This window comes from Fodinicurvata halophila (genome assembly GCF_042651425.1).
Lineage (GTDB): Bacteria > Pseudomonadota > Alphaproteobacteria > Kiloniellales > DSM-21159 > Fodinicurvata > Fodinicurvata halophila.
This window is the reverse complement of record NZ_JBHSCW010000001.1, coordinates 481,491-502,903: the sequence shown is the minus strand read 5'-3', so window position 1 is coordinate 502,903 and position 21,413 is coordinate 481,491. Positions and strand designations below refer to the sequence as shown.

Annotated in this window: 19 protein-coding genes; 9 read left to right on the top strand and 10 right to left on the bottom strand. The window is 62.8% G+C overall.

Annotated features, from left to right (window positions below; genetic code table 11):
* Window positions 1-185 precede the first annotated feature (185 nt).
* The 3 genes from ACFOW6_RS02375 to ACFOW6_RS02365 are packed head-to-tail and all read left to right on the top strand — an operon-like array spanning window position 186 to window position 4,104.
* Window positions 186-1,136 (top strand): FAD binding domain-containing protein, encoded by a 951-nt coding sequence (locus ACFOW6_RS02375; RefSeq protein ID WP_382420721.1) that lies wholly within the window; start codon window positions 186-188, stop codon window positions 1,134-1,136.
* Window positions 1,133-1,651 carry a (2Fe-2S)-binding protein gene (locus ACFOW6_RS02370; RefSeq protein WP_382420720.1) on the top strand — a complete coding sequence of 173 codons (519 nt, stop codon included), beginning with the start codon at window positions 1,133-1,135 and terminating at the stop codon, window positions 1,649-1,651. The genes ACFOW6_RS02375 and ACFOW6_RS02370 overlap by 4 nt, the downstream gene beginning before the upstream one ends.
* A complete protein-coding gene (locus ACFOW6_RS02365; RefSeq protein ID WP_382420719.1) occupies window positions 1,648-4,104 on the top strand; it encodes a xanthine dehydrogenase family protein molybdopterin-binding subunit in 2,457 nt (818 codons plus the stop codon). The genes ACFOW6_RS02370 and ACFOW6_RS02365 overlap by 4 nt, the downstream gene beginning before the upstream one ends.
* A 13-nt stretch (window positions 4,105-4,117) precedes the next feature.
* Here the strand turns inward: ACFOW6_RS02365 and hutC are convergent, their stop codons facing one another.
* Genes hutC through ACFOW6_RS02345 form a run of 4 tightly spaced genes read right to left on the bottom strand, consistent with a single transcriptional unit; the run spans window position 4,118 to window position 7,843 of the window.
* A complete protein-coding gene (gene hutC, locus ACFOW6_RS02360) occupies window positions 4,118-4,885 on the bottom strand; it encodes a histidine utilization repressor (RefSeq protein WP_382420718.1) in 768 nt (255 codons plus the stop codon).
* 34 nt (window positions 4,886-4,919) lie between these two features.
* A complete protein-coding gene (locus ACFOW6_RS02355) occupies window positions 4,920-6,404 on the bottom strand; it encodes a tripartite tricarboxylate transporter permease (protein ID WP_382420717.1) in 1,485 nt (494 codons plus the stop codon).
* Window positions 6,395-6,841 (bottom strand): tripartite tricarboxylate transporter TctB family protein, encoded by a 447-nt coding sequence (locus tag ACFOW6_RS02350; protein WP_382420716.1) that lies wholly within the window; start codon window positions 6,839-6,841, stop codon window positions 6,395-6,397. The genes ACFOW6_RS02355 and ACFOW6_RS02350 overlap by 10 nt, the downstream gene beginning before the upstream one ends.
* A 33-nt stretch (window positions 6,842-6,874) precedes the next feature.
* Complete coding sequence (locus tag ACFOW6_RS02345) at window positions 6,875-7,843, bottom strand: Bug family tripartite tricarboxylate transporter substrate binding protein (protein WP_382420715.1); 969 nt, start codon at window positions 7,841-7,843, stop codon at window positions 6,875-6,877.
* Between the two features lie 207 nt (window positions 7,844-8,050).
* Here ACFOW6_RS02345 and ACFOW6_RS02340 point away from each other — a divergent pair, with 207 nt between their 5' ends.
* The 6 genes from ACFOW6_RS02340 (at window position 8,051) to ACFOW6_RS02315 (ending at window position 15,472) form a co-directional block, all read left to right on the top strand.
* Window positions 8,051-9,061, top strand: coding sequence for an ornithine cyclodeaminase family protein (locus ACFOW6_RS02340; RefSeq protein WP_382420714.1), 1,011 nt, complete (start codon window positions 8,051-8,053; stop codon window positions 9,059-9,061).
* 10 nt (window positions 9,062-9,071) lie between these two features.
* Entirely contained in the window at window positions 9,072-9,908 is an 837-nt protein-coding gene (locus tag ACFOW6_RS02335) for a phosphate/phosphite/phosphonate ABC transporter substrate-binding protein (protein WP_382420713.1), read from the top strand.
* Between the two features lie 22 nt (window positions 9,909-9,930).
* On the top strand, window positions 9,931-10,284 hold the full coding sequence (locus tag ACFOW6_RS02330) for a molybdopterin cofactor-binding domain-containing protein (RefSeq protein WP_382421003.1): 354 nt from the start codon (window positions 9,931-9,933) through the stop codon (window positions 10,282-10,284).
* Between the two features lie 181 nt (window positions 10,285-10,465).
* Window positions 10,466-11,863, top strand: coding sequence for an alkaline phosphatase family protein (locus tag ACFOW6_RS02325; RefSeq protein WP_382420712.1), 1,398 nt, complete (start codon window positions 10,466-10,468; stop codon window positions 11,861-11,863).
* Window positions 11,864-12,259: 396 nt separating this feature from the next.
* The gene (locus ACFOW6_RS02320; RefSeq protein ID WP_382420711.1) at window positions 12,260-14,554 is read left to right on the top strand and encodes an AAA family ATPase; all 2,295 of its coding nucleotides are present in this window, start codon (window positions 12,260-12,262) and stop codon (window positions 14,552-14,554) included.
* A 225-nt stretch (window positions 14,555-14,779) separates the two neighbouring features.
* Window positions 14,780-15,472, top strand: a complete 693-nt coding sequence (locus tag ACFOW6_RS02315; protein WP_382420710.1) for a hypothetical protein — start codon at window positions 14,780-14,782, stop codon at window positions 15,470-15,472.
* A gap of 470 nt (window positions 15,473-15,942) precedes the next feature.
* On the opposite strand, the gene ACFOW6_RS02310 is transcribed toward ACFOW6_RS02315, so the two are convergent.
* The 6 genes from ACFOW6_RS02310 to ACFOW6_RS02285 all read right to left on the bottom strand — a co-directional run bounded on the left by ACFOW6_RS02310 (window position 15,943) and on the right by ACFOW6_RS02285 (window position 21,387).
* Complete coding sequence (locus tag ACFOW6_RS02310; RefSeq protein ID WP_382420709.1) at window positions 15,943-16,758, bottom strand: ABC transporter ATP-binding protein; 816 nt, start codon at window positions 16,756-16,758, stop codon at window positions 15,943-15,945.
* On the bottom strand, window positions 16,755-17,819 hold the full coding sequence (locus ACFOW6_RS02305) for a dihydrodipicolinate synthase family protein (RefSeq protein ID WP_382420708.1): 1,065 nt from the start codon (window positions 17,817-17,819) through the stop codon (window positions 16,755-16,757). Before ACFOW6_RS02305 ends, ACFOW6_RS02310 begins: the two co-directional genes overlap by 4 nt.
* A gap of 36 nt (window positions 17,820-17,855) precedes the next feature.
* Window positions 17,856-18,707 (bottom strand): GNAT family N-acetyltransferase, encoded by an 852-nt coding sequence (locus ACFOW6_RS02300; protein WP_382420707.1) that lies wholly within the window; start codon window positions 18,705-18,707, stop codon window positions 17,856-17,858.
* The gene (locus ACFOW6_RS02295) at window positions 18,694-19,770 is read right to left on the bottom strand and encodes an NAD-dependent epimerase/dehydratase family protein (protein ID WP_382420706.1); all 1,077 of its coding nucleotides are present in this window, start codon (window positions 19,768-19,770) and stop codon (window positions 18,694-18,696) included. Before ACFOW6_RS02295 ends, ACFOW6_RS02300 begins: the two co-directional genes overlap by 14 nt.
* 58 nt (window positions 19,771-19,828) lie before the next feature.
* Window positions 19,829-20,608 (bottom strand): ABC transporter permease, encoded by a 780-nt coding sequence (locus ACFOW6_RS02290; RefSeq protein ID WP_382420705.1) that lies wholly within the window; start codon window positions 20,606-20,608, stop codon window positions 19,829-19,831.
* 80 nt (window positions 20,609-20,688) lie between these two features.
* A complete protein-coding gene (locus ACFOW6_RS02285) occupies window positions 20,689-21,387 on the bottom strand; it encodes a TetR/AcrR family transcriptional regulator (protein WP_382420704.1) in 699 nt (232 codons plus the stop codon).
* Window positions 21,388-21,413 lie beyond the last annotated feature (26 nt).

Sequence of the window (21,413 nt, the reverse complement as noted above, 5' to 3'; positions counted from 1 at the left end):
TCCCCTTGAATCCCAAGGGAAAACCGAGGTCGTTCGCGCACGTTATCTGAAAATCCGAATTCGCCGCCGGAGTTTTTACGATTTGATTTCTCGGCAGGGGCGGCGGAGGCTTCTGGCTGGGGCGACCAGCCGCTGGCCGGACAAGGCGGCATCCGCATCCCGACAGACCGGAGGCGAGATCGATCATGACGGGACCGCAGCTTTATACGCCCACCTCGCTGGATGACGCGCTGGCCGCCCTGTTCGGGGCTGGCGACGAGGCCGGGGGCGCGGCCCGGCCCCTGGCCGGAGCCACCTGGACCATGCGCGCGCCGCTGCGCGGCGAGGCGCCGCCGGCCCGCTATGTGGCGCTGGGCGGGCTGAAGGACCTCAACGACATCACCATCACCGACGAGGCAGTCACGTTGGGCGCCTGCGTTACCCATGCCCGGCTGGCCGCCGCCTTGGCGGAGCTGCCGGAGCTGAGCGGGTTGGCCCAGGCGGCGGGCCGCTCGGCGAACCCGGCCATCCGCCAGGTGGCGACCCTGGGCGGCAACCTCTGTGCGGCGGACTTTCCGGCCGCCGACCTGCCGCCCGCCTTGCTGGCGCTGGAGGCCAGCGTGCTGCTGCGCCGGCACGGCACGGAGGTGACGGAGGAGATGCCGCTGGAGGACTTCCTGGCGCAGCGCGCGCAGCTGCTGCCCGGGGCGCTGGTCAGCGCCGTGCACATCCCGCGCGCGGCCGGGCGCAGCGCCCATGCGCGGCTGACCTTGAAGGCGGCCGGCGACTACCCGGTCGCCATCGTCAGTGTCGCCGCCGAGGTTGGAGTTACCGAGGTAGAAGATCAGGAGATCGGGGGAGGGGGCCGCCTGCAGCGCGTGCGCATCGCCGTCGGCTCCGTCGGGCCGGTGGCCCGGCGCTGGCGGACGCTGGAGGACGCGCTGCAGGATGGCCCTCCAAATGGACAAGGCATTGACCCCGACCGCGCGGCCGCCTTTGCCGCGGAGTTGAGCAGCGAGCTGCCGGCCCGTGACGGGGTCGAGGCGCCGGCGGCCTATCGCCGCCGCGTGCTGCCCGCCCTGGTTCGCCGCGCTGTTGCGGAGCTGGCACCAGACGACAGCCAGGGGGACGACAGCCAGGGGAGGGCCCAGCCATGACGGTGACCTTCACGCTGAACGGACGCGAGACCCGGGCCCAGGCGGAGGCCATGACGCCGCTGGCCCGGGTGCTGCGCGAGGAGCTGTTCCTGACCGGTACCAAGATCGCCTGTGGCGAGGGTTTCTGCGGGTCCTGCACCGTGCTGCTGGACGGTGCACCGGCGGCGGCCTGCCTGCTGCCCCTGGGCCTGGCCGAGGGGCGCGAGGTCCGTACCGTCGAGGGGCTGGCGCCGGCCAGCGGCGGCGGTGGAGCGAGCGGCGAAGCGCCGCTGGCGCCGCTGCAGCAGGCCTTCCTGGACCAGGACGTGGTCCAGTGCGGCATGTGCTTTCCCGGCATCCTGATGGCGCTGACCCCGCTGTTCGAGCGCAATCAGACGCCCAGCGAGGACGAGGTGCGCGCTGCGCTGACCGGGAATATTTGCCGCTGCACCGGCTATGAACAGATCATCTCGGCCGCGCTCTCGCTGCGGGACGGCGCAGTGGGCGAAAATGCCGGGGAAGGAGCCGCGTCATGAGCGATATCCTGGACAAGGCCGAGGACCGTCCCGTGATTGGCGACAGCCTGCCGCGCCGCGATGCCCGCGACAAGCTGCGCGGCGCCACGCGTTACACCGTGGATTCCGCGCGGCCCGGCATGCTGCATGCCGCCCTCTGCCGCGCCCAGGTGGCGGCTGCCCGCATCCGCAGCATCGACGTGGAGCCGGCACGGCGCATGCCGGGCGTCCACGCCGTCATCACCGCCGCCGACGCGCCGGGCCGCTACGGCATCGGCGTGGCCGACCATCCGCTCTTCGCCGTGGACGAGGTGCGCTATTGCGGCGAGCCGCTGGCCGCCATCGCCGCCGAGACGCCGGAACAGGCCGCCGCCGCGGCCGCAGCGGTGGTCGTCGAGCTGGAACCGCTGGAGCCGCTGATCACCATGGCCCAGGCGCTGGCCTCCGGTGCGCGCGAGATCCATCCGGACTGGCGCGACTACGAGGTGCTGGTGGAGGGCGGCGCGCGCGAGGGCAACATCGCCTGGGAGGCGACGGTGGTGCGCGGCGACAGCGACGCCGCCTTCGCCCGCGACGACGTCACGGTGGTGGAGAGCAGCTTCCGCAGCGGCCGGCAGAACCAGGCCCCGCTGGAGCCGCGCGCCTGTGTGGCGAGCTACGAGGACGGGCGCTTCGTCATCGAGACCTCGACCCAGGTGCCCTGGGCCGTGCGCGGCTCCACCGCCCGGCTGATGGGCGTGCCGGAGTCCCAGGTGCGGGTGGTGGTGCCGGCCGTGGGCGGCGGCTTCGGCCTGAAGTTCGAATTCGCGCTGGAGCCCTTCGCCGCCTTGCTGGCGCGCGCCTCGGGCCGGCCGGTGCGCCTGGTAAACAGCCGGCAGGAGGAGATGCAGACCGCGCTCTGCCGCGAGAACGCCGACATCCGCGTGCGCTCGGCCATCGGGCCGGAGGGGCAGATCCTGGCGCGCGAGATGGTGGTGCTGATGGACTGCGGCGCCTATGGCGGGGAGCAGCCGTTCCTCACCACCATGACGGCGCACACCCTGGGCGGCAACTATCGCCTGGGCGCGGTGCGCCTGGTCAGCCGCGCGGTCTATACCAACACGCCGCCCACCGGCGCCTTCCGCGCCTGCAACGGCACCTATGGCACCTTCGCCCTGGAACGCCACACCGACGAGATCTGTGCCGCCATCGGCATGGACCCGTTGGAGTTCCGCCGCCGCAACGTGCTGGGCGACGGCGACCTGGGGGCCACAGGCCAGGTCTTCCAGGGCGACGTGCTGGGGCCCCTGCTGGCGCGCATGGAGACATTGCGGGCGGCGCCGCTGGAGGAGACGGCGCCCTTCGCCCGCGGGCCGCGCCCCCGGCCGCAGGTCGAGGCCGGAGTTTCCCCTTACAACGCCACCTCCTACAACGGGCGCCTGGCCGACGGGCGGCTCTATGGCCGGGCCACGGTGGTGGGCACCTGGTTCGTCTTCGTCGGGCCCTCGGCGGCTACGGTGAACCTGAACCCCGACGGCAGCGCGACGCTGGTGACCTCGGGCGTGGAGATCGGCTCCGGCTCGATGATGCAGGCGCTGCCCCAGCTGGTGGCCGAGGCCCTGGGCCTGGAGCCCTCGAACGTGGTGGTGCGCGCCGCCGACACCGACGCCGCCGGCTATGACGTGGGCGTGGGCGGCGGGCGGACCACCGTCTCGCTGGGCGTGGCCAGCCACCAGGCCTGTGCCGAGGTGCGGCGCAAGCTGCTCGACATCGCCGCCGACATGGTGGAGGCCGCGCCCGAGGACCTGATCCTCAAGGGCGGGCAGGTCTATATCCAGGGCGTGCCGGAAGCGCGTGTCTCCATCGCCCAGGTGGCCCAGCGCGCCCAGGCGGTGACCGGCCCCATCTCCGGCAGCGGCGCCTTCACCGGCGCCGGCACCCAGGCCATGCCCGGCTGCTGCGCCGGGCACATGATCGAGGCGCTCGACCTGCCCATCTTCACCGTCCACGACTGCGAGCTGGCGGTGGACCCGGAGACCGGCCATGTGGAGGTGCTCGCCTATCGCGTGGTGCAGGACGTGGGCCGCGCCATCAACCCCCGCGCCATCCACGGCCAGATCCAGGGCGGCGTGACCCAGGGCCTGGGCTATGCCCTGCACGAGGAGGTGACCTTCACGCCCAACGGTGACGTCGCCCAGCAGGGCTTCGAGACCTATCGCCTGCCCCAGGCGGGCGACACCCTGCCCATCCAGGTCGACCTCTACGAAGGCGCCCCTTCGATGGGCCCGCTGGGCGCCAAGGGGGCGGGCGAGATCCCCATCCTGAACGTCGCCGCCGCCGTGGCCTGTGCGGTGGCGAACGCCACGGGCACGCGGGTGCAGGAGATCCCGCTGACGCCGCCGCGGGTGCTGGACCTGCTGTGCTGGGAGGGCGATGCGCTGGATCTCGGTCATATGGCCGAGGACTGGTGGGGGAATGTGCTGGGGACGGGGTAGCCTTGCTGGGCGCCTAGTAGAATATGTATGAGTTACGTGCCAACGGGTTTCCCTGGATGTTCAGGGGATAGCGGCTGCCCAGGCGGCAGCGCTGGCCGGCATAGACGAAGCGGCTGCTCGTGGCCACGACATCCGTCCAGGTCCGGCGGTGCAGCAGCAGGCAGGGCTCGTTCGGGGCCACCTGGAGCAAGTCGCGGAACTTCTCGTCGGGAAGGATGGCCTCCACGGTCTGTTCGACCTCGCGTGCGGGATCGCAGGTCGTCAGGTATTCGTTGGGCGTGATCGTCGTGTAATCCTGCTCCAGGTACCGGGGCGCCGCCGAGGGGTTCACGTAGCGCTCTTCGTATTGGATGGGCTGCCCGTCCTCGTAGTGGACGACTTCCGAATGGAAGATGCGGGTATCGGGCGGCACTTCCAGCTCGGAGGCGACGATCGCGGGGGCGTTGATCGCCTCCAGGGTCAGGACTCTGGCGCTGTGCCTGCGGTTCAGCTGGCGGATCTCCTGCGCGATGTCCTTCACTTCCAGGAGCGAGGCGGTGGGCCGCGCGCTTGCCACGAAGGTGCCGACACCCTGCATGCGGACCAGCCAGCCGTCATAGGCCAGTTCCCGAAGCGCCCGCGCCGCGGTCATGCGAGAGACCTGGAACAGCTCGCAGAGCTTGGCTTCGGACGGAAGCTGGTCGTCGGGCTTCCAGTTCCCGAGACGGATCTGCTCGACGATATAGCGCTTTACGCGCTCGTAACTCGGCATCCAGGCCGTTTCATTCTGTTCTATGGCCACTGCCCGCCTCCAAGATTCACTGTTTCTCCCGTAGTCAGGCTTTCGACCATCGCCGCCAGGCCCAGACAATCATGAATGCGGTCGCAATCAGGAGGACGGCACTGATCGGCCGGGTCACGAAGACCGTGAAATCCATGTCATGGACGGTCATCGCCTGACGCAGATTCCTCTCTATGATGGGCCCCAGGACCAGGCCGAGCACGATGGGCGCCATGGGAATTCCCACGCGCAGCAGGACGAACCCGGCCAGGCCCAACACCGCGATCAGGATGACATCGAACGACAGATTGTTGACGGAGTACCCGCCGGCGGCGCACAGCACGGCAATGATCGGCAGCAGGACGGGCAGGGGCACCGAGAGGATATGGGGCAGCCACCGGCGGCTCGCCATCGCGACGACCAGGACGCAGAGATAGGCAAGGATCAGAAGCACGAGGATCTGCGTGAACAGGATGGGATTGTCCCCGATGAAGGACGGGCCGGGCGTGATTCCCTGGATGAGCAGCGCGCCGATCAACACGGCCGTGACCGTGTCCCCCGGGATCCCCAGCGTCAGCAGCGGCACGAGCGCGCCGCCCGTCACCGCGTTGTTCGAGGACTCGGCGGCGATCACGCCCCGCGGCGAGCCGTGGCCGAGTTCCGTATCCGTCTTCTCGGAGCGGGAGGTTTCGCCATAGGCGATCCAGGCGGCGATGGTCGGGCCCGTGCCCGGCAGGATGCCTATGAAGGTGCCGATGAGGGAACTCTTGATGGTCAGCCACTTGTGCCTGAGCAGCTCGCGCAGGGCGGACAGTGCCGAATAGCGCTGCTGGACCGGCAGGTGGCTCTCGTCGTCCTGCTGGGTGACGCGGGACAGGACCTCGGCCAGCGCGAACAGTGCGATCAGTGCGGGCAGGAGGGGGATGCCGTTCATCAGTTGCGGCATCCCGAAGGTCAGGCGCTGCATTCCTGAAACCTGGTCGATGCCGACAAGGCCCAGGTACATGCCCAGGACCGCACCGATGATGCCCTTGATGAGCGACTTGCCGGAAATGGCCGCCACGCAGGTCAGGCCGAACAGGCCGAAGACGGCATATTCCACCGAGGTGAACTTGAGCGCCAGCGTGGCCAGGAAGGGCGCAATCGTCATCAGAAGCAGCACGGAGACGACGCCGCCGACGACGGAGGCCAGGATCGACAAGCCCAGCGCCCGGTCCGCCTCTCCCTTGAGGGCCATCTTGTAGCCGTCCAGGGAGGTCGCCGCGTTTCCGGGCGAGCCCGGCGTGTTCAGGAGAATGGCCGGAATGGAGCCGGCGTAATAGCCGCCGCAATAGATCCCCAGCAGCAGTGCCATCGCCGCCTCGAACCCCATTCCGAATGTCAGGGGGGTGGTAATGGCCACACCGGCCGTCGCCGTCAGTCCCGGCATGGCGCCGAAGACCAGGCCGATCAGCACCCCGGCCAGGATGCTCACGATCAGCATCGGCTGGAACACGCCTGCCAGGGCGGACTGGACAACGCTGGGATCGATCAGCTCCATGTCGGCAGCAAGACTCCGAAACCGTATCTGAAGACACTGTAGCCCAGCAGGCTGACAGCAAGCGGGACCACAGCCAGGTACAGCCACCGGCGTTCGCCCAGCACGAGCATGGCCAGCAGGACGAACGCCAGCGTGCCGACACGGAAATCCATGTATCGGAAGCTGAAGGCATAGATCAGGAAGAGCCCGGCAAAGGCGGCCACACGAGGCACGGCTTGCCGGGGCAGGAAGCTGTCGATCGTCAGGGGTCCCGGGCGCACCAGAAGGATCAGGCCCAGGAGCACCAGGATGGCCGGGAGAAGGATGGGAAAGAAGCGTGCGTTGAGGCCGCCGGGATCAAATCCCGTGGGGACGTCCATCCCGATCAGCAGCAGCCAGGCCGCACACAGGAGTGTCCCCACACCGACAATCACATCCGTTCTCTTCAGCCATCGCATGGTGCGTAAATCCCACTTCGTGAGGGGGCCGAATCAGTTCTCCAGCACGCCCATATCGGTGAGAATCTGCCGGTGAAGCTCGACGTTCCCGTCGATCCTCTCCTGGAACGCATCGGCATCCAGGAAGGAGTCCTGCAGGTTGAACTTGGCGTAGGCGTCCCGGGTTTCCTCGGACTGCGCCACCTTGGAAATCAGCTCCTCCAGGAACGCGACCCGCTCCTCGGGCACTTCGGAATGTGTCAGCAGGCCGAACCAGACAGCGGCCGTCAGGTCATGGCCGGCTTCCTGGAAGGTCGGCGTGTCGGGCAGGTAGTCGACACGCTCTTCGGAGCCGACGCCGAGCACGCGGAGCCCTTCGTCGTCTTCACCATCCAGGTGGCCCAGATAGTTGGTCGCGCCCACGAAGACGAAATCGACCTCGCCGGTCAGCACGTTGGTCACCGCGCCGGTGCCGCCCTTGCCGCCGATATGGCTGAGGTTCAGGCCGTTCTCCAGGGCGAACTGGCCCATGTTGATATGCTGCGTCGTCCCGGGGCCCGGCGTGGAATAGGTGATGCGCTCGTCCTCGGCGGCCGCGAACAGCTGGTCGACGTCTTCCCACTCGCTGTCCTTGGCCACGGCGAGGCCGATGGGCACCTCGACGAGCTGGGCGAGGGGCTGGAAGTCATCGGTCTTGTACCCGGAGTCCGCCATCAGGGGGCGGGCCGTCAGGGCGCCGGTGGAGCCCATCAGGAGGGTGTAGCCATCCGGCTCGGCCTGCACGGCCTCGGCGGTTCCCACGGCACCGCCGGCGCCGGCGATGTTCTGGATCACGACGGAGACGTCGAGTTCGTCTTCCATCTGGTCGGCGATCACCCGTGCGGACTGGTCAAGCGCGTCGCCGGCCGCGAAGGGCACGACGATCTTGATGGGCTCGGAGGGGTAGTCGTCGGCCTGGGCCTGGGCGAGGGGCGCTGCCGTCAGCCCCAGGATGCCGGCTGTGATCAGGGTTCTGGATATCATGAGTTTGCCTCCATGCTAGCTGGGTTCACTACGTCTGCTCTTCTCTATCCTTCTTCGGCGAGGATATTGGTTTGAAGCCAACGATACAGTTTACCTGTGTCCGCTCAAACATGTATATTCATCTATACAAGCTGAGAGACAAGCACGTCAATATTGGGAGCCAGCTGGCACTGGCTTACTCAAGCGACCGCGACAAGGAGACCCGAGATGGAAGCCAATGAAATCTACGTCGATTACCTCAATGGCGATGGGATCGAGGCGGCGCCGTTGAGCGACGCGGAAATATTGGAGGCGGTTGAACAATCCCTCGCGGCCCAGGGGCAGGGGAAGACCGTGATCGAGCCGCGCGTGCACCTGGTTCCGGAAAGCTCGGACAAGGGGCACTTCAATGTCCTGCGCGGCTATATCCAGCCGCTGAACTATGCCGGCGTGAAGATCGTCGGGGATTACTATCGCAACTACGAGCAGGGGCTGCCCTCGGAGCTGGGCGTGCTGAACCTGTTCAACCCGGACAACGGCATGCTGAAGGCCATCGTCGACGCCACGGAGATCACCTCGATGCGGACGGGCGCGCTGACGGCCCTGGGCGGCCGCTATCTGGCACGCGCCAACTCCAAGGTGCTGGGCCATATCGGGGCGCGGGGCACCGCCTACTGGAACGTCCGCCTGCTGGACCACATCTTCGATTTCGAGGAGATCCGCATCCATTCCCGGCGGCCGGAAAGCCGCAACGCCTTCGCCGCCCAGCTGGAGAAGGACCTGGGCAAGACCATCGTCGTCACGGACAACTGGGAGGATTGCGTCGTCGGCGCGGACATCGTCGTCGAGGCCTCGCGCCTGCCCGAGCCCGAGCCGATCCTGAAGACCGCGTGGATCTCCAGGGGCGCCTACGTCGTGCCCTATGGCACCATGAGCGCGGTGGAGTTCGACCTGACCGATATCATGGACAAGATCGTCGTCGACGACTGGGAGCAGTGCAAGCCGGGCCGGCCTTTCGGCGCCCTGCGCGAACATGTGGACAGCGGGAAGGTCACCCAGGAGACCATTCATGGCGAGCTGGGACAGATCGTGGCCGGCCAGAAGCCCGGCCGCGAGTCTGACGAGGAGACGATCCTGCTCTGGCATCGCGGGCTGAGCACGAGCGACATTGCCCTGGGGGCCGCCATGCTGGACAAGGCGCGCGCGGCGGGGACCACCCAGCGACTCAAATTCCGATAAGGGGCGAGACGTGCCCCCCTCCGCCGGCTCCTCCCTGCTCGCCGTCCCCCGGATGTACGATCCGGGGGAGCCGGTGACCTCCCGCTGGCGGCGCTTCTTCGCCTGGCTCGCCGAGGCGGCCGGGGTCGACCTCCATATGGCCGAGATGCCGCCGCCGGCGCAGCTGCCGGACATCTGGTCGCGCCGCGACTTGGGATGTGCCTTCATGTGCGCCCTGCCGTTCTCCGGCGGACGGTTCGACGTGCAGCCCCTGGCCGCGCCCGTGCCCTGCTTTCCGCGCTATGAGTCCCGCCCCGTCTATGCGACGGACTTCATCGTCCGCCACGACTCTCCCATCGAAGCGCTGGAGGACCTCCGGCAGCAGGGGCCCCTCGCCCTCATGCCCCGGGACTCGCTCTCGGGCTTCCGGAGCCCGGTCGCCCACCTGGCGGAGCGCCTGGGGGAGGCGCCACTCCGCCACCTGCTCCGGAGCAAGGCCGTCCAGGTGCAAACGCCGCGGGAGGTCCTGCAGGCCGTGGCCGAAGGCCAGGCCGCCGTGGGGGTCGTCGACACCTATTTCTTCGACTTGTGCGCTCACCCCCAAATGCCGCTTGCCCAGAACCTGCGCAGCATCGCCACGACGCCCTGGCTTCCGATTTCTCCCCTGGTGGCTTCTGGGGTCGTCGACGGCGGAACTATCGATGCCATCAGGGCTGCGCTCTTGAGGGCAGGTGAAGATGCGGAGCCACGCGCGCTCCTCGAGGACCTGGGTTTGTCGGGCTTCGCCGAGGTCGATAGGTCCGCCTATACGGAGGCGGTTGGTGCTCGATTCCGCGACGGCGTGGACAAGAGCCTGATCTCTCCCTGAAGTTTCCTTCGGCCAGGGATATATCCAAGGCGGCTTGACCCAGGGCCTGGGCTATGCCCTGCACGAGGAGGTGACGTTCACGCCAGAGGGCGAGGTCGCCCAGCAGGGCTTCGAGACCTATCGCCTGCCCCAGGCGGGCGACACCCTGCCGATCCAGGTCGACCTTTACGAGGGCGCCCCTTCGATGGGCCCGCTGGGCGCCAAGGGGGCGGGCGAGATCCCCATCCTGAACGTCGCCGCCGCCGTGGCCTGTGCCGTGGCGAACGCCACGGGCAGTCGCGTGCAGGCGCTTCCCCTGACGCCGCCGCGGGTGCTGGACCTGCTGTGTGGTGAGAGTGAGGCGCTGGACCTCGGCCGTATTGCCGAGGACTGGTAGGGGAATGTGTTAGGGGGGCAGCGGAAAGACAAAGCCTCATAAAACCATAGTAGAATGGTCGTTATACTGTTCTGAATATAGAAGTGATTTTCAAACTTATTCTTAGGATTTAGATCTTATAGAATTTTATGCTTATTCATGATACACTACTTCTCCATGTATTATTCGGGGGAGGTTGATCATGGCAGATAATGGGGAAGCAGCGAAGAAACATATCAAGCATATCGTCGTCTTGATGATGGAGAATCGATCCTTCGATCATATGCTTGGTCATTTGAGTCTGCCCCCAGATGAGGGTGGTCTGGGCCGGAAAGACATTGAAGGCATTGATGACCCCGATAACCACGTCAACCCAAATAGGGAGAGCGGTAAGGATGTGTCGCTGCATAGGTTGCGGGATACGAGACGTGTAAAAATTGATATGCCGCACAGCGCTGAAGAGGTTGAGTGGCAAATCAATCCAACGGGCTCGTCGAATGACATGTGTCAAGGCTTCGTGAATCAATATATTTCAAAAGTGCGGGAAGCAGGAGAGGACGCGCAAGAAGCTGATCTAGCGATGAGTTATTATGCCTTTCCGGAGGTCTGGGCCCTGACCGGATTGGCTAAGCAATCCACCGTCTGCGATCATTGGTTCTCGTCCTTGCCAGGTCCTACCCAGCCGAATCGCATGACTGCTTTGGCTGGAACCTCCAATCATGAAAACAAGAATATATTTCCCCCCAAATTGTGGAATGTAACCACTTTGTTCGAGTATTTGGATCAGGCAAAGGTTGAGTGGAGAGCTTATAGTCATGATGTATCTTCATTGCGCTATATATATTCGCACGTAATAAGCCCTCACATTGAGAAGATCTCAATTTTCTATGATCGTGCTCAGCGTGGGAATTTACCTCATGTTACATGGATTGATCCAAACTTCCGCGCCGTTTACGAAGAAGTGGAGGATTCGCAGAAGCTTTTTCAGTGGGCTGAGGATACATATGATGAAATAGTGGGTAACCGCAGCGATCATCGTGTAGATCTGGAAACCGACAACAGCGATCATCCAGATGCAGATATAGCACGAGGACAGGAACTGATTGCCCGCGTCTATAACGCACTCCTTGAGAATGACCCTAAACTTGAAGAAACCCTGTTCATCCTGGCCTACGATGAACACGGGGGGTTTTACGATCATGTCATTCCCCCTGGCTGGGAAAGCGCAGATCCTGCTCTAAGTGAGCAGTTAGGATACTCCGGTGGAAGTCATAAGTTTGGGGTGCGCGTACCCATTATTGTGGCAAGTGGTTGGTTGGAAAGTGGATCAGTGTGTCAGCATGCGCTTGATCATGCAGCAATTACAAAGACTGTTCTCAACCGTTTTTCATTAGGGGAGGATTCACCTGAACGTCCCGATCATTTGGCCCGAGTGCCAGATCTTTGGACTGCGTTAGAGGGAAGTTGGCGAGAAAAGCCCCAAGATGAACCCTTTCAGCGTTTGCGGAAGCCTAAACCAGGAAAAACAGCATTGAGGGAGGAAATGGGGGATTTAATCAGAAGAGCGCTTGAAGGTGGAACACCAGTTGAACGACTCTAAGTGAGAAATGGCCTTACCAAGACTAGACTTTTGATAGGTGCCTGTACTCCACACACGGTACACACAGTACTTGTTGGACATCAGGGGTAGGATCACAAGCCGATCCATTTTTCGTCAGTTAGTGATGCTACAACCTCATCTGTCTCCTATCTTTTGCTCCGCCTGCGCACAAGCGCAATCATCAACCAACGATTTCAGCACCAACTGGATGAAACCTTGAGGTCACGTTAATCATTAGCATTGAGAAACTCTGGGCCCGCTGAAGCAGCGTACAGCCTTCAACTCGTTGGTCTACTATGCCCCGCACTTGGAGCAGAATTCGTCTCTGGCGAGCTGCATCGAATCCTTTATTTAAAGAAGCGAGCGCGGGGTTTGGCTAGTAGTGGGAGCCTCGGTATGCCGGTAGAAAAGATAATTTTGATAAAGAACATCGGCCGCTTCCGCGATGCTAGAGCAAGCGGTGATGTCAAATTCAAGAAATACAACGTTGTCTTCGCGGAAAATGGTCGCGGAAAGACAACGGTGTGCGCGATTCTGCGGGCTCTAAGAGAAAACCAACCGGCTTATATAACTGGACGCAAAACCCTTGCTGCGATCGATGCGCCGGAAGTCCAGATCCGGCTGAATGGAACAACCGCAACGTTCTCCAATGGGACCTGGAATCAGACCGACCCTCACCTTGCCGTGTTCGACGGCCAGTTTGTGACCGAAAACGTCTATGCGGGCGATGCTGTGGAGCCGGAGCAACGGCGCAACCTCTACCGTGTCATGGTTGGCCCGGAAGGTGTCGGAATGGTCCGGCGTATGGATGAGTTAGATAAAGAAAACCGCCAGAAAAGCAGGGAAATTAGGGAGATCCAACAACAGATCAACGAGCATGTTCCGCAGGATATGACCTTCGACGATTTTCTGAATCTCGCAGAAGATCCAGAGATCGCCACCAAAATTGAGGATCAGGAAAGAGCTGTACAGGCCGCCCAGCGCGCCGACCAGATTCAACAGCGAGCTGAACTGCGGCCTGTGGATCTTCCTCGGCTTCCGAATGATTTTACGGCAGTACTTGTCCGAACACTCGAGGGGATCGCCGCTGACGCGGAGGAAAAAGTTAAACAACAGATCGCCAAGCATCAGATGCATGATCGCGGCGAAGCGTGGCTCTCCGAGGGCTTAAACTATATCCACGAGGAGGACGACTGTCCGTTTTGTGGTCAATCCCTCGACCGGATCGATCTGATCGACGCTTACCGGGCATATTTCAGCGAGGAATACGAGCAGCTAAAATCCGAGATTTCCAATCTCATGGCACGTGTCGATGCCGAACTTGGAGAACAGGCATTCAGCGCCGTTGAACGGACTGTTCATCAAAACAGCACCGATCTGGAGTTCTGGCAGCAATATGTGACGATAGCGCCACCAGCCATCGATGATCTAGTTTCACTCATTCAGGTTCTTCGCGATCTCCGTCAAGCAGCTTTGTCGCTGCTTGAGCGCAAGGCTGCAGCACCTCTGGATTCCATCTCACCGAGCGAGGCTTACACGCAGGCTAAGCAGGATTATAGTACTGCCACTGAGAGCATCACTCGATACAACGAATATGTGAATGCGGCCAATCGGATAATTCGAGACAAGAAGGAAGAGGTTGCCGGCACCGACCTGCAAGCTGCCCGAAGTGAGCTAGACAGACGCAAAGCGGTCAAAACACGCTACACCAATCGTATTCGCCAGATCTGTGATTTATATGTTCAGAAGAACAGCGAAAAGCGTCAGCAGGATGAAGAAAAAGAGCAACTTCGTAGCCGGATCGACGATCATACAAATAGGATAATCAGTACATATCAGCAGAGTATTAATAACTACCTGGACCGCTTTAATGCTGGGTTCCGCATAACGGGGACGTCCCATAGCTATCAAGGCGGCACACCGACAACCCATTATCAGCTTCTTATCAATGACACCCCGATCAATTTAGGACGGGCTGACACGTCTTTGGAGACACCTAGCTTCAAGAACACTCTAAGCGCCGGCGATCGCAGCACTTTGGCATTGGCGTTTTTCCTAGCGCAGCTTGAACAGGACCCCGACCGAGCAAGCAAATCTGTGGTTCTGGATGATCCTTTCACTAGCCAAGATAGCTTTCGCCGAAATCAAACGGCTTTGCAGGTACGACGCCTGGGTGACGTTGTGGCGCAAGTCATAGTTCTGTCCCATGACATCGGTTTTCTAAAGCTTGTCTGGGACAAACTTGCGGCAACAGCCAGTCATGAGCGAAAGTCACTTTGGCTGGCCCGAGTGGCAGAGGGTAATACCCGCATCGCGGAGTGGGATATTGAGGAGGCTGTTAAGGATCGCTTCGAGATGTCCCGGGATGCATTGCAGCGGTTCTATTCATTTAATGAAGGTAACGCCGGTGATGTTATCCAGAAGATTCGGCCTGTACTGGAAGCATATTACAAAGCAGTGGCATGGGGGGTATTTCAAGGTGACGACACCCTTGGCGTGATGGTTGGAAAAATAAGGGATCTACCGGGTGACCACGAGCTTCGCGCCGTCGAAGATGAGCTTGAGGAAATCAACGAATACTGCCGCTCCCACTCTCACGGAGAGGCACCAGGAGGTATTGCCGAGCCGATCGACGACGGCGAGTTACAAGCTTATGTGAAAAAAACGCTACGATTGGTGGGATCTTTTTGAGTGGAATGAGGCCCCGTCGTTGCGGCGGGAACTTGCCCGTGAATAAGACAGGGGATTAACGGCTGGTCGAGCACTGCTTCTCGTTCTTCTGACATACCTGCATTTTTTGCGCGAACTTCTGCCCAACCTCGGAGGACATTAATCTACTGCTAGGCAGCTTTGCCAAGCATTATTACCCAAAGAAACTTATACATCGGTTGTAATATAATGGAGAAAGGGAGGGGGATGATTATTGTTGCAGCTACATATTTACATATTGATAAATATATTCATAAAGAAAAATCTTTTGAAGAAAATAGAAAAAAGTTTGAAAGCGAATTAATTAAAATAACCAGGGAGATATATGGAAATAATTTTGATATTAACCTGCATATCGATGAGGGTGGAACATATCTAAATGTTTTAATTGGGGCTGGAGCTTTAGTTTCAATTTTATCACAAGGCCCCTCAGCGATTTCGAATGTTATGGAGTATGGAGAAAAGGCAGTAGATTTTGGAAGTGAAGTAGTTGAAGAAGTTCAAGATGTTTTTGATGTAGATGAGGAAGAGATTGACTGGAAGCAACGGCGCCGTGGCGATATCAAGAATTTAATATCTATATTTAAGTATTCCGATATTATAAAACAAGATAATATGGATAAAAATAGTATAAATGAAGCAAAGAAAGAATTAAGAAGAAATTTGCAGAAAATCTACAAAAAAGTTAATAATATAGAAGAATTAAACCTTATCTCAAAAGAGTTGCCAGCTGATTTTACGCCAAAAATATCGGCAAATATTATAGGGTCGCGAGATCAAGATTTTGAGACTTTCTTGGATTTGCCCGAATTTTCTGTAGGAATTTTAGGTGAAGAGCGCAGCCAGAAAAGGGGAACTCGAAGAAGGCGGCGCATCTACGAAGCAACACTAAGATCCTAAACCAAATAATGCAAATTATTATAAGAGTTTATCACAAGTCACTTCTATCGGTAGATGAAGAAGGCGGTGATGGATAGCTAGTTATCACGCATGTATTGTTAGTGATTACCCTCGGAATTCCGCTGTGACGAGTACGATGGTAAGGAGCTTGGGGTGATGACGAGGAATAAATGGCTCTAACAGTAGATGATTTCCGTGAAACTCTAACCAACTGGCTGCTCCAAGCGAAACGAGAAGATCGGGCGTTCCTGGAAGTATCGGCGGGCGAGCTTCATCGAAATGTGGGAGAATACCCAGGTTCAAGGCACAGCATGCCTTCGTGTTGTAGCGTAATGAGACAGCTCATGAAGCCTGGAGACGAGATCGTCGACGCTCCTCCCAAGGGGAAAGGGGCGTCCTTACGCATTCGTTATAAATTAGCGAAACGGAGTGGTCGCTGAGTGCTGGAGCTACAAGCTTCCTCAACTCCCCTAATCCATCCCCAGCTGCTGATAGATCCGCTTCACGTACTGCCCGAAGGCATCGGAGGTCTTCATGTCCATCGTCCGCGGCTGGGGCAGGTCGATGGGGAAGTAGTCGGCCATGCGGGCCGGGCCGGCGGTGAGCACGGCGCAGCGCGAGCCCAGGAAGACGGCTTCCTGGATGCCGTGGGTGACGAAGACGATGGTCTTGCCGCTGGCCTCCCAGATGCGCAGCATCTCCAGGTTCATCTTCTCGCGGGTCAGCGCGTCCAGCGCGCCAAAGGGCTCGTCCATCAGGACCAGCTTGGGGTCGTGGATCAGCGCGCGGGCGATGGCGGCGCGCTGCTGCATGCCGCCCGAGAGTTCGTAGGGGCGGCTGTTCTCGAAGCCGCTGAGCCCGACCATGTCGAGGAGCTCCCGCGCCCGCTCGCGGCTCTGCTTGCGCGGCAGTTTCAGGATGTCGGCGGGCAGCATGACGTTCTCCAGGATGGTGCGCCATTTCAGCAGCAGCGCCTGCTGGAACACCATGCCCACGTCGCGCCCCGGCGTGAAGCCGCCGGCCGCCCCACCGATGGAAACCTCGCCGTCCTGGGCGTCGCTGAGCCCCGCCAGGATGCGCAGCAGCGTGGTCTTGCCGCAGCCCGAGGGCCCGACCACCGAGACGATCTCGCCCTCGGCGATGTCCATGGTGACGTCGGAGACGGCCAGGAACTCCTGCCCGCCGGTGCGGAAGACCTTGCGCACGTTGCGCAGGCGGATGAAGGCCTCCTCATTAGAAGTCGTGGCGTCTGTGGTGTTACCTGCGGTGTCGATTTGAGCCGTCATGAGAGCCATCTTTCCAGGTTGTCCTGTACGAATGCGTCGTCCGAGAGATCGGGGTGCTCGGCATAGACGCGGTCGATCTCGGCCGCCTGGCCCACGCCCAGCCCCTCGTCCGGGTCCAGGCACCACAGGCCCTCGAGCAAGCCCTGCCGGCGCAGCACCTCGTGACAGCCGGCGATGACGCCGCCGAAGCCGTTGGCGGCGTCGAAGACGGCGGCGTTGCAGTCGGTCACCCGGCTGTCGAGCGCCAGCAGCTCGGGGGTCGCCGTCCCGCCCGCGTCGATCACCGCATGAATGCCCTCCAGCAGCTGCACGGCCGAGCGCGTCCAGACCGACCAGTGGCCGAGCAGGCCGCCGCGGAAGCGTAATGTGACCGTCTCGCCGCCGCGCTGCACCTGAAAGGGGGTCAGCAGGTCCAGGACGATGTGGTCGTCGTTGCCGGTGTAGAGCGTCACCCGATCCTCGGCGCCGGCGGCCGCGACGCCGCGCATCACGTCCAGGGTGCGATAGCGGTTGAAGGGCGCGACCTTGATGCCGATGACGTTGTCGATGGCGGCGAAGCGGTGCCAGAACTCCATCGGCAGTTCGATGCCGCCCACCGCCGTCTGCAGGTAGAAGCCGACGACGGGGATCTCGTTAGCGATGCGCTCGCAGTGGGCGATCAGGTGCTCGGTGTCGGCGCCCTTCATGGCGGCCAGGCTGACCAGCCCGGCGTGATAGCCCAGCTCGACGGCGGTGCGCGCCTCGGCCATCGCCTGCTCGGTCTGGCCGGCGATGCCGGCGATCATGAACAGCTTGCGATCGCTCCAGGCCTTGCTGTCCTCGATGGCCGCGGAGAGCACCGGTGCGTAGAGGCCGTGGTCGCGGATGGCGAACTGGGTGGTGTGCACGCCGACGGCCAGGCCGCCCGCGCCGGCGTCGACGTAATAGCGCGTCAGCGCGCGCTGGCGCCGGCGGTCGAACCGGCGCTCGGCGTCCAGGGCCAGGGGATGGGCCGGGATCACCGCGCCCTTGCGGAAGCGGGCCAGCAGGTCGGGATCAAGCTGTGAATGGTGCAGCCCCATGGTGTCAGGCCTCCTTGCGTGACGTCGTGAAGGTCATCAGCCGAACTCCGGCCCGGCGATGGCGTGCAGGTTCGTGGCGTCGCCTATTCTGCGATCTGCGTTCCGGGTCATGCGCAGGTAAGGCCGCTGCTGGGTGAAGCCACGGGCCTGCAGGTGGTCCACCACCGCTTGGCGCGTATCCACCACGTCCAGGAAGACGCGGCCCGACAGCTGCGCCAGGGCGCTGTCCAGCAGGGCGACGGCGGTCTCTTCGGTCTCGGCCAGCAGCGGACCGATCTGGCTGGCCAGGTCGCCATTGCGCCCGAGGATGGCGCCGCTGCTGTCTTCTGTCATCCAGGCCGCCTCGGGCAGGCGCTGGGCAAGACTGGCCAGGATCGGCCGGCGTTCGGCGCCCAGGGCCGCGGCGTCCAGAGCGACCGCCGCCAGGAAGGCCTCCGGCTGGGACAGCGGCACCAGGCTGCCTTCCGCCGCGTGTGCGGCGGGCGCGCGGCCCTGGCCCTGCCAGCGGGTGAGCCTGAGCGATCCTTCGAAGCCCAGGGTGCGATAGATCGGCTCGCCGGCCGGCGTGGCGTCCAGGCAGGCGATGCGGCCCTGGCGGTCGAGCTCGTCCAGGCAGCGTTCCAGCAGGCGGGTGCCCAGCCCCTGCTTGCGGTGGCTTCCGCGCACCAGGACCATGCCGATCCAGGCGAAGTCGTCGCCGTAGGGCAGGATGGCAGCGGAGCCCACCGCCCGGCCGGCGTCGAGGACGCCGAAGACCCGGCCCTGGTCCAGGAACAGGCGCCAATCCGCCTCCAGCTGGTTCCAGCCGGCCTCGCGCGACAGCGCCATCAGGTCGGGCAGGTGACTTTCGTCCAGAATCTCGGTGGCGACCTGGCTAGTAAGCGCCATCGCGGACCTCGAACTGCGTGGGCTTGCCATAGGTGGGCGAGTCGCGCTGCAGCCAGTCGGCGGTCCAGGCCATCATGCGCTTCAGCGGCACCAGGGGGTAGCCGAAGGTGGCGCAGGCCTCGGCCGCGTTGGACAGCCAGGCGGTCTCCGCCTCCTGGCCCGTGATAATTGGCTCGCGGTCCATCAGGCGGCCGAACTCCCGGGCCAGCCAGCGCACCGAGATGACCTCGGGCCCGGTGACGTTGAGGGGGCTGGTGGGGGCGGTGGAGTGATAGAGGCTGCGCAGGGCCAGGGCGTTGGCGTCGCCCTGCCAGATCACGTTGACGTGGCCCATGGTGACGTCAACGGGCTGGCCCTGCTTCACCTTCAGCGCCACGTCGTGCAGCACGCCATAGCGCAGGTCGATGGCGTAGTTCAGGCGGAACAGGCGCCCCGGCGTGCCGTGGAGGTCGGAGAAATAGCTGAACATGCGCTCGCGGCCGATGCAGGAGTTGGCGTACTCGCCGGGCGGGGTCAGCGGCGCGTCCTCGTCGGCGCCCATGCCGTCCACCGGGGCGAAGGCATAGACGCAGCCGGTGGAAAAGGCGACGATGCGCGACTCGCGGAAGGTCTCGGCGACACGGGCCGGGACATGGACGTTCATGGCCCAGGTCAGCGGCTGGTTGCCCTCGGCGCCGAACTTGCGACCGGCCATGAAGACGATGTTGCGCACGCGGGGCAGGGCCTCCAGCGCGGCCGGGTCCAGCAGGTCGCAGGCGATGGTCTCGACGCCCGCGGCCTCCAGCTCCGACTTGACGGCCGGGTCGCTGAATCGGGCGACGGCGATGACGCGCTTGTCCGGGGCGGCGTTGCGCGCCAGGCGGCAGAGCGAGGGGCCCATCTTGCCGGCGGCGCCCAGGACCATGATGTCGCCGTCCAGCTGGTCCAGCTCGTCGGCCAGCACGCGCGAGGGGCGCGCCATGAAGTCCTCCAGCTCGGCGATGCTGGCGAAGCGGTCGGGCAGGTTGGAGGCGTCCAGCCAGGGGCCGGATTGTGCGCTTGATGTCGGGTCTTGCGAGGTCATGGGTTGGCCTTGCTCCTTCTGGTCTCGATAGCGGGGCTGGTCTCGAAAGCGGGACAGGTCACGACAGCCGCGCGTCCTTGGGCACGAGGAAATGCTCCAGCGCCATGACCAGGCCGTAGAGGACGACGCCGATCAGCGTGATCAGGATGACGGCCATGAACATGGCGGGCGTGTCCAGCGAGGCCTGGACCTGGATCATCAGGTAGCCCAGGCCGCGGCTGGAGGCGATGAACTCGCCGACGATGGCGCCGGCCACGGCCAGGATGGCGGCCACCTTCATGCCCGAGAAGATATAGGGCAGCGAACCCGGCAGCTGGATGTAGTAGAAGGTCTGCCAGCGCGAGGCGCGCAGCGACTTAACCAGGTCCAGCAGGTCGGGCTCGATCTCGCGCAGGCCGCGCACCGTGGTCAGCAGGATCGGGAAGAAGCAGAGGCTGAAGGTGATCAGGATGTTGGTGCCGATGCCGTAGCTGAACCAGACGATGACCAGCGGGCCCAGCGCCACCTTGGGGATCATGTTGAGGGTGACCAGCAGCGGGAAGAACAGCACGAAGGCCAGGCGCGACCAGGTGAAGATCAGCGCGCAGAGCACGCCCAGGACGACGGCCAGCGCATAGCCGCCGAAGATCTCGAGGGCGGTCACGTAACTGTTGGAGATCCAGCTGTACTGCTCGCCGGCCAGCGTGGCCAGGATCTCGCTGGGCGGCGGCAGGATGAACTGCTGCACCTCGAGGACACGGACCAGCAGTTCCCACAGCAGGAAGGCGGCGATGTGGACGCCGACGACGATGAGCTGGTTGGTGGGAAGCCGGCTCTGTTGCGGCTTCGGGGTCGCCATTTGGGTTTCCTGCATCGTCACCACTGTCTGCAAGCTGAGAGGATGAGGGAAGCCTAGGAGATCGCGTCCAGCGCTGTCAACTATCCAGTTGGTTGATAATTGCTGCAGAGTGCGTGCAGCACCAGGTCGATGACGTGCTGGCGCCGGCGCGCGACCTCGGCCGGGGTGGACATGTCGCGATTGAAGATGGCCGAGAGCGTGGAGTTGTTGGAGAAGAAGAAATAGGACAGGCTGGCGATGGAGATATAGAGGTTCACCGGCCCGAAGCGCTCGTTGAAGACGCCCTGCTGCACGCCGCGCTCCAGGATGGTGGCGATCACCTCGACCAGCGGCGAGTGCATGTCCACGAGCTCGCGCGAGTCCTTCAGGTGCGCGCTGCGCATGCGATTCTCGTCGTTCAGCAGGGTGATGAACTCCGGGTGCTCGGCCAGGTAGTCGAAGGAGAAGCCGACCAAGCGCTCCATAGCCGCCACCGGCTCCAGCGCGTGCAGCTCCAGCTCGCGCTCCTGGGTGCGGATGTGGCGGTAGACCTCCTCCAGCGAGGCGGTGAAGAGCTCGTCCTTGCTGCCGTAGTAGTGATAGACGAGCTGCTTGTTCACCCCGGCGCGCCTGGCGATGGCGTCGACGCGCGCGCCGGCCAGGCCGTTCTCGGCGAACTCGGCGATGGAGGCGTCCAGCAGGGCGCGGCGCGTCTCCACCGGATTGCGGCGGCGCGGGGGCGCCTTGTCCGGCGACGCCTGGTCTTGCGAGGGGGGCGCCTTGCGCCGGGGAGATCGCATGTCTGTCATGTCCAACTTAAAACCAA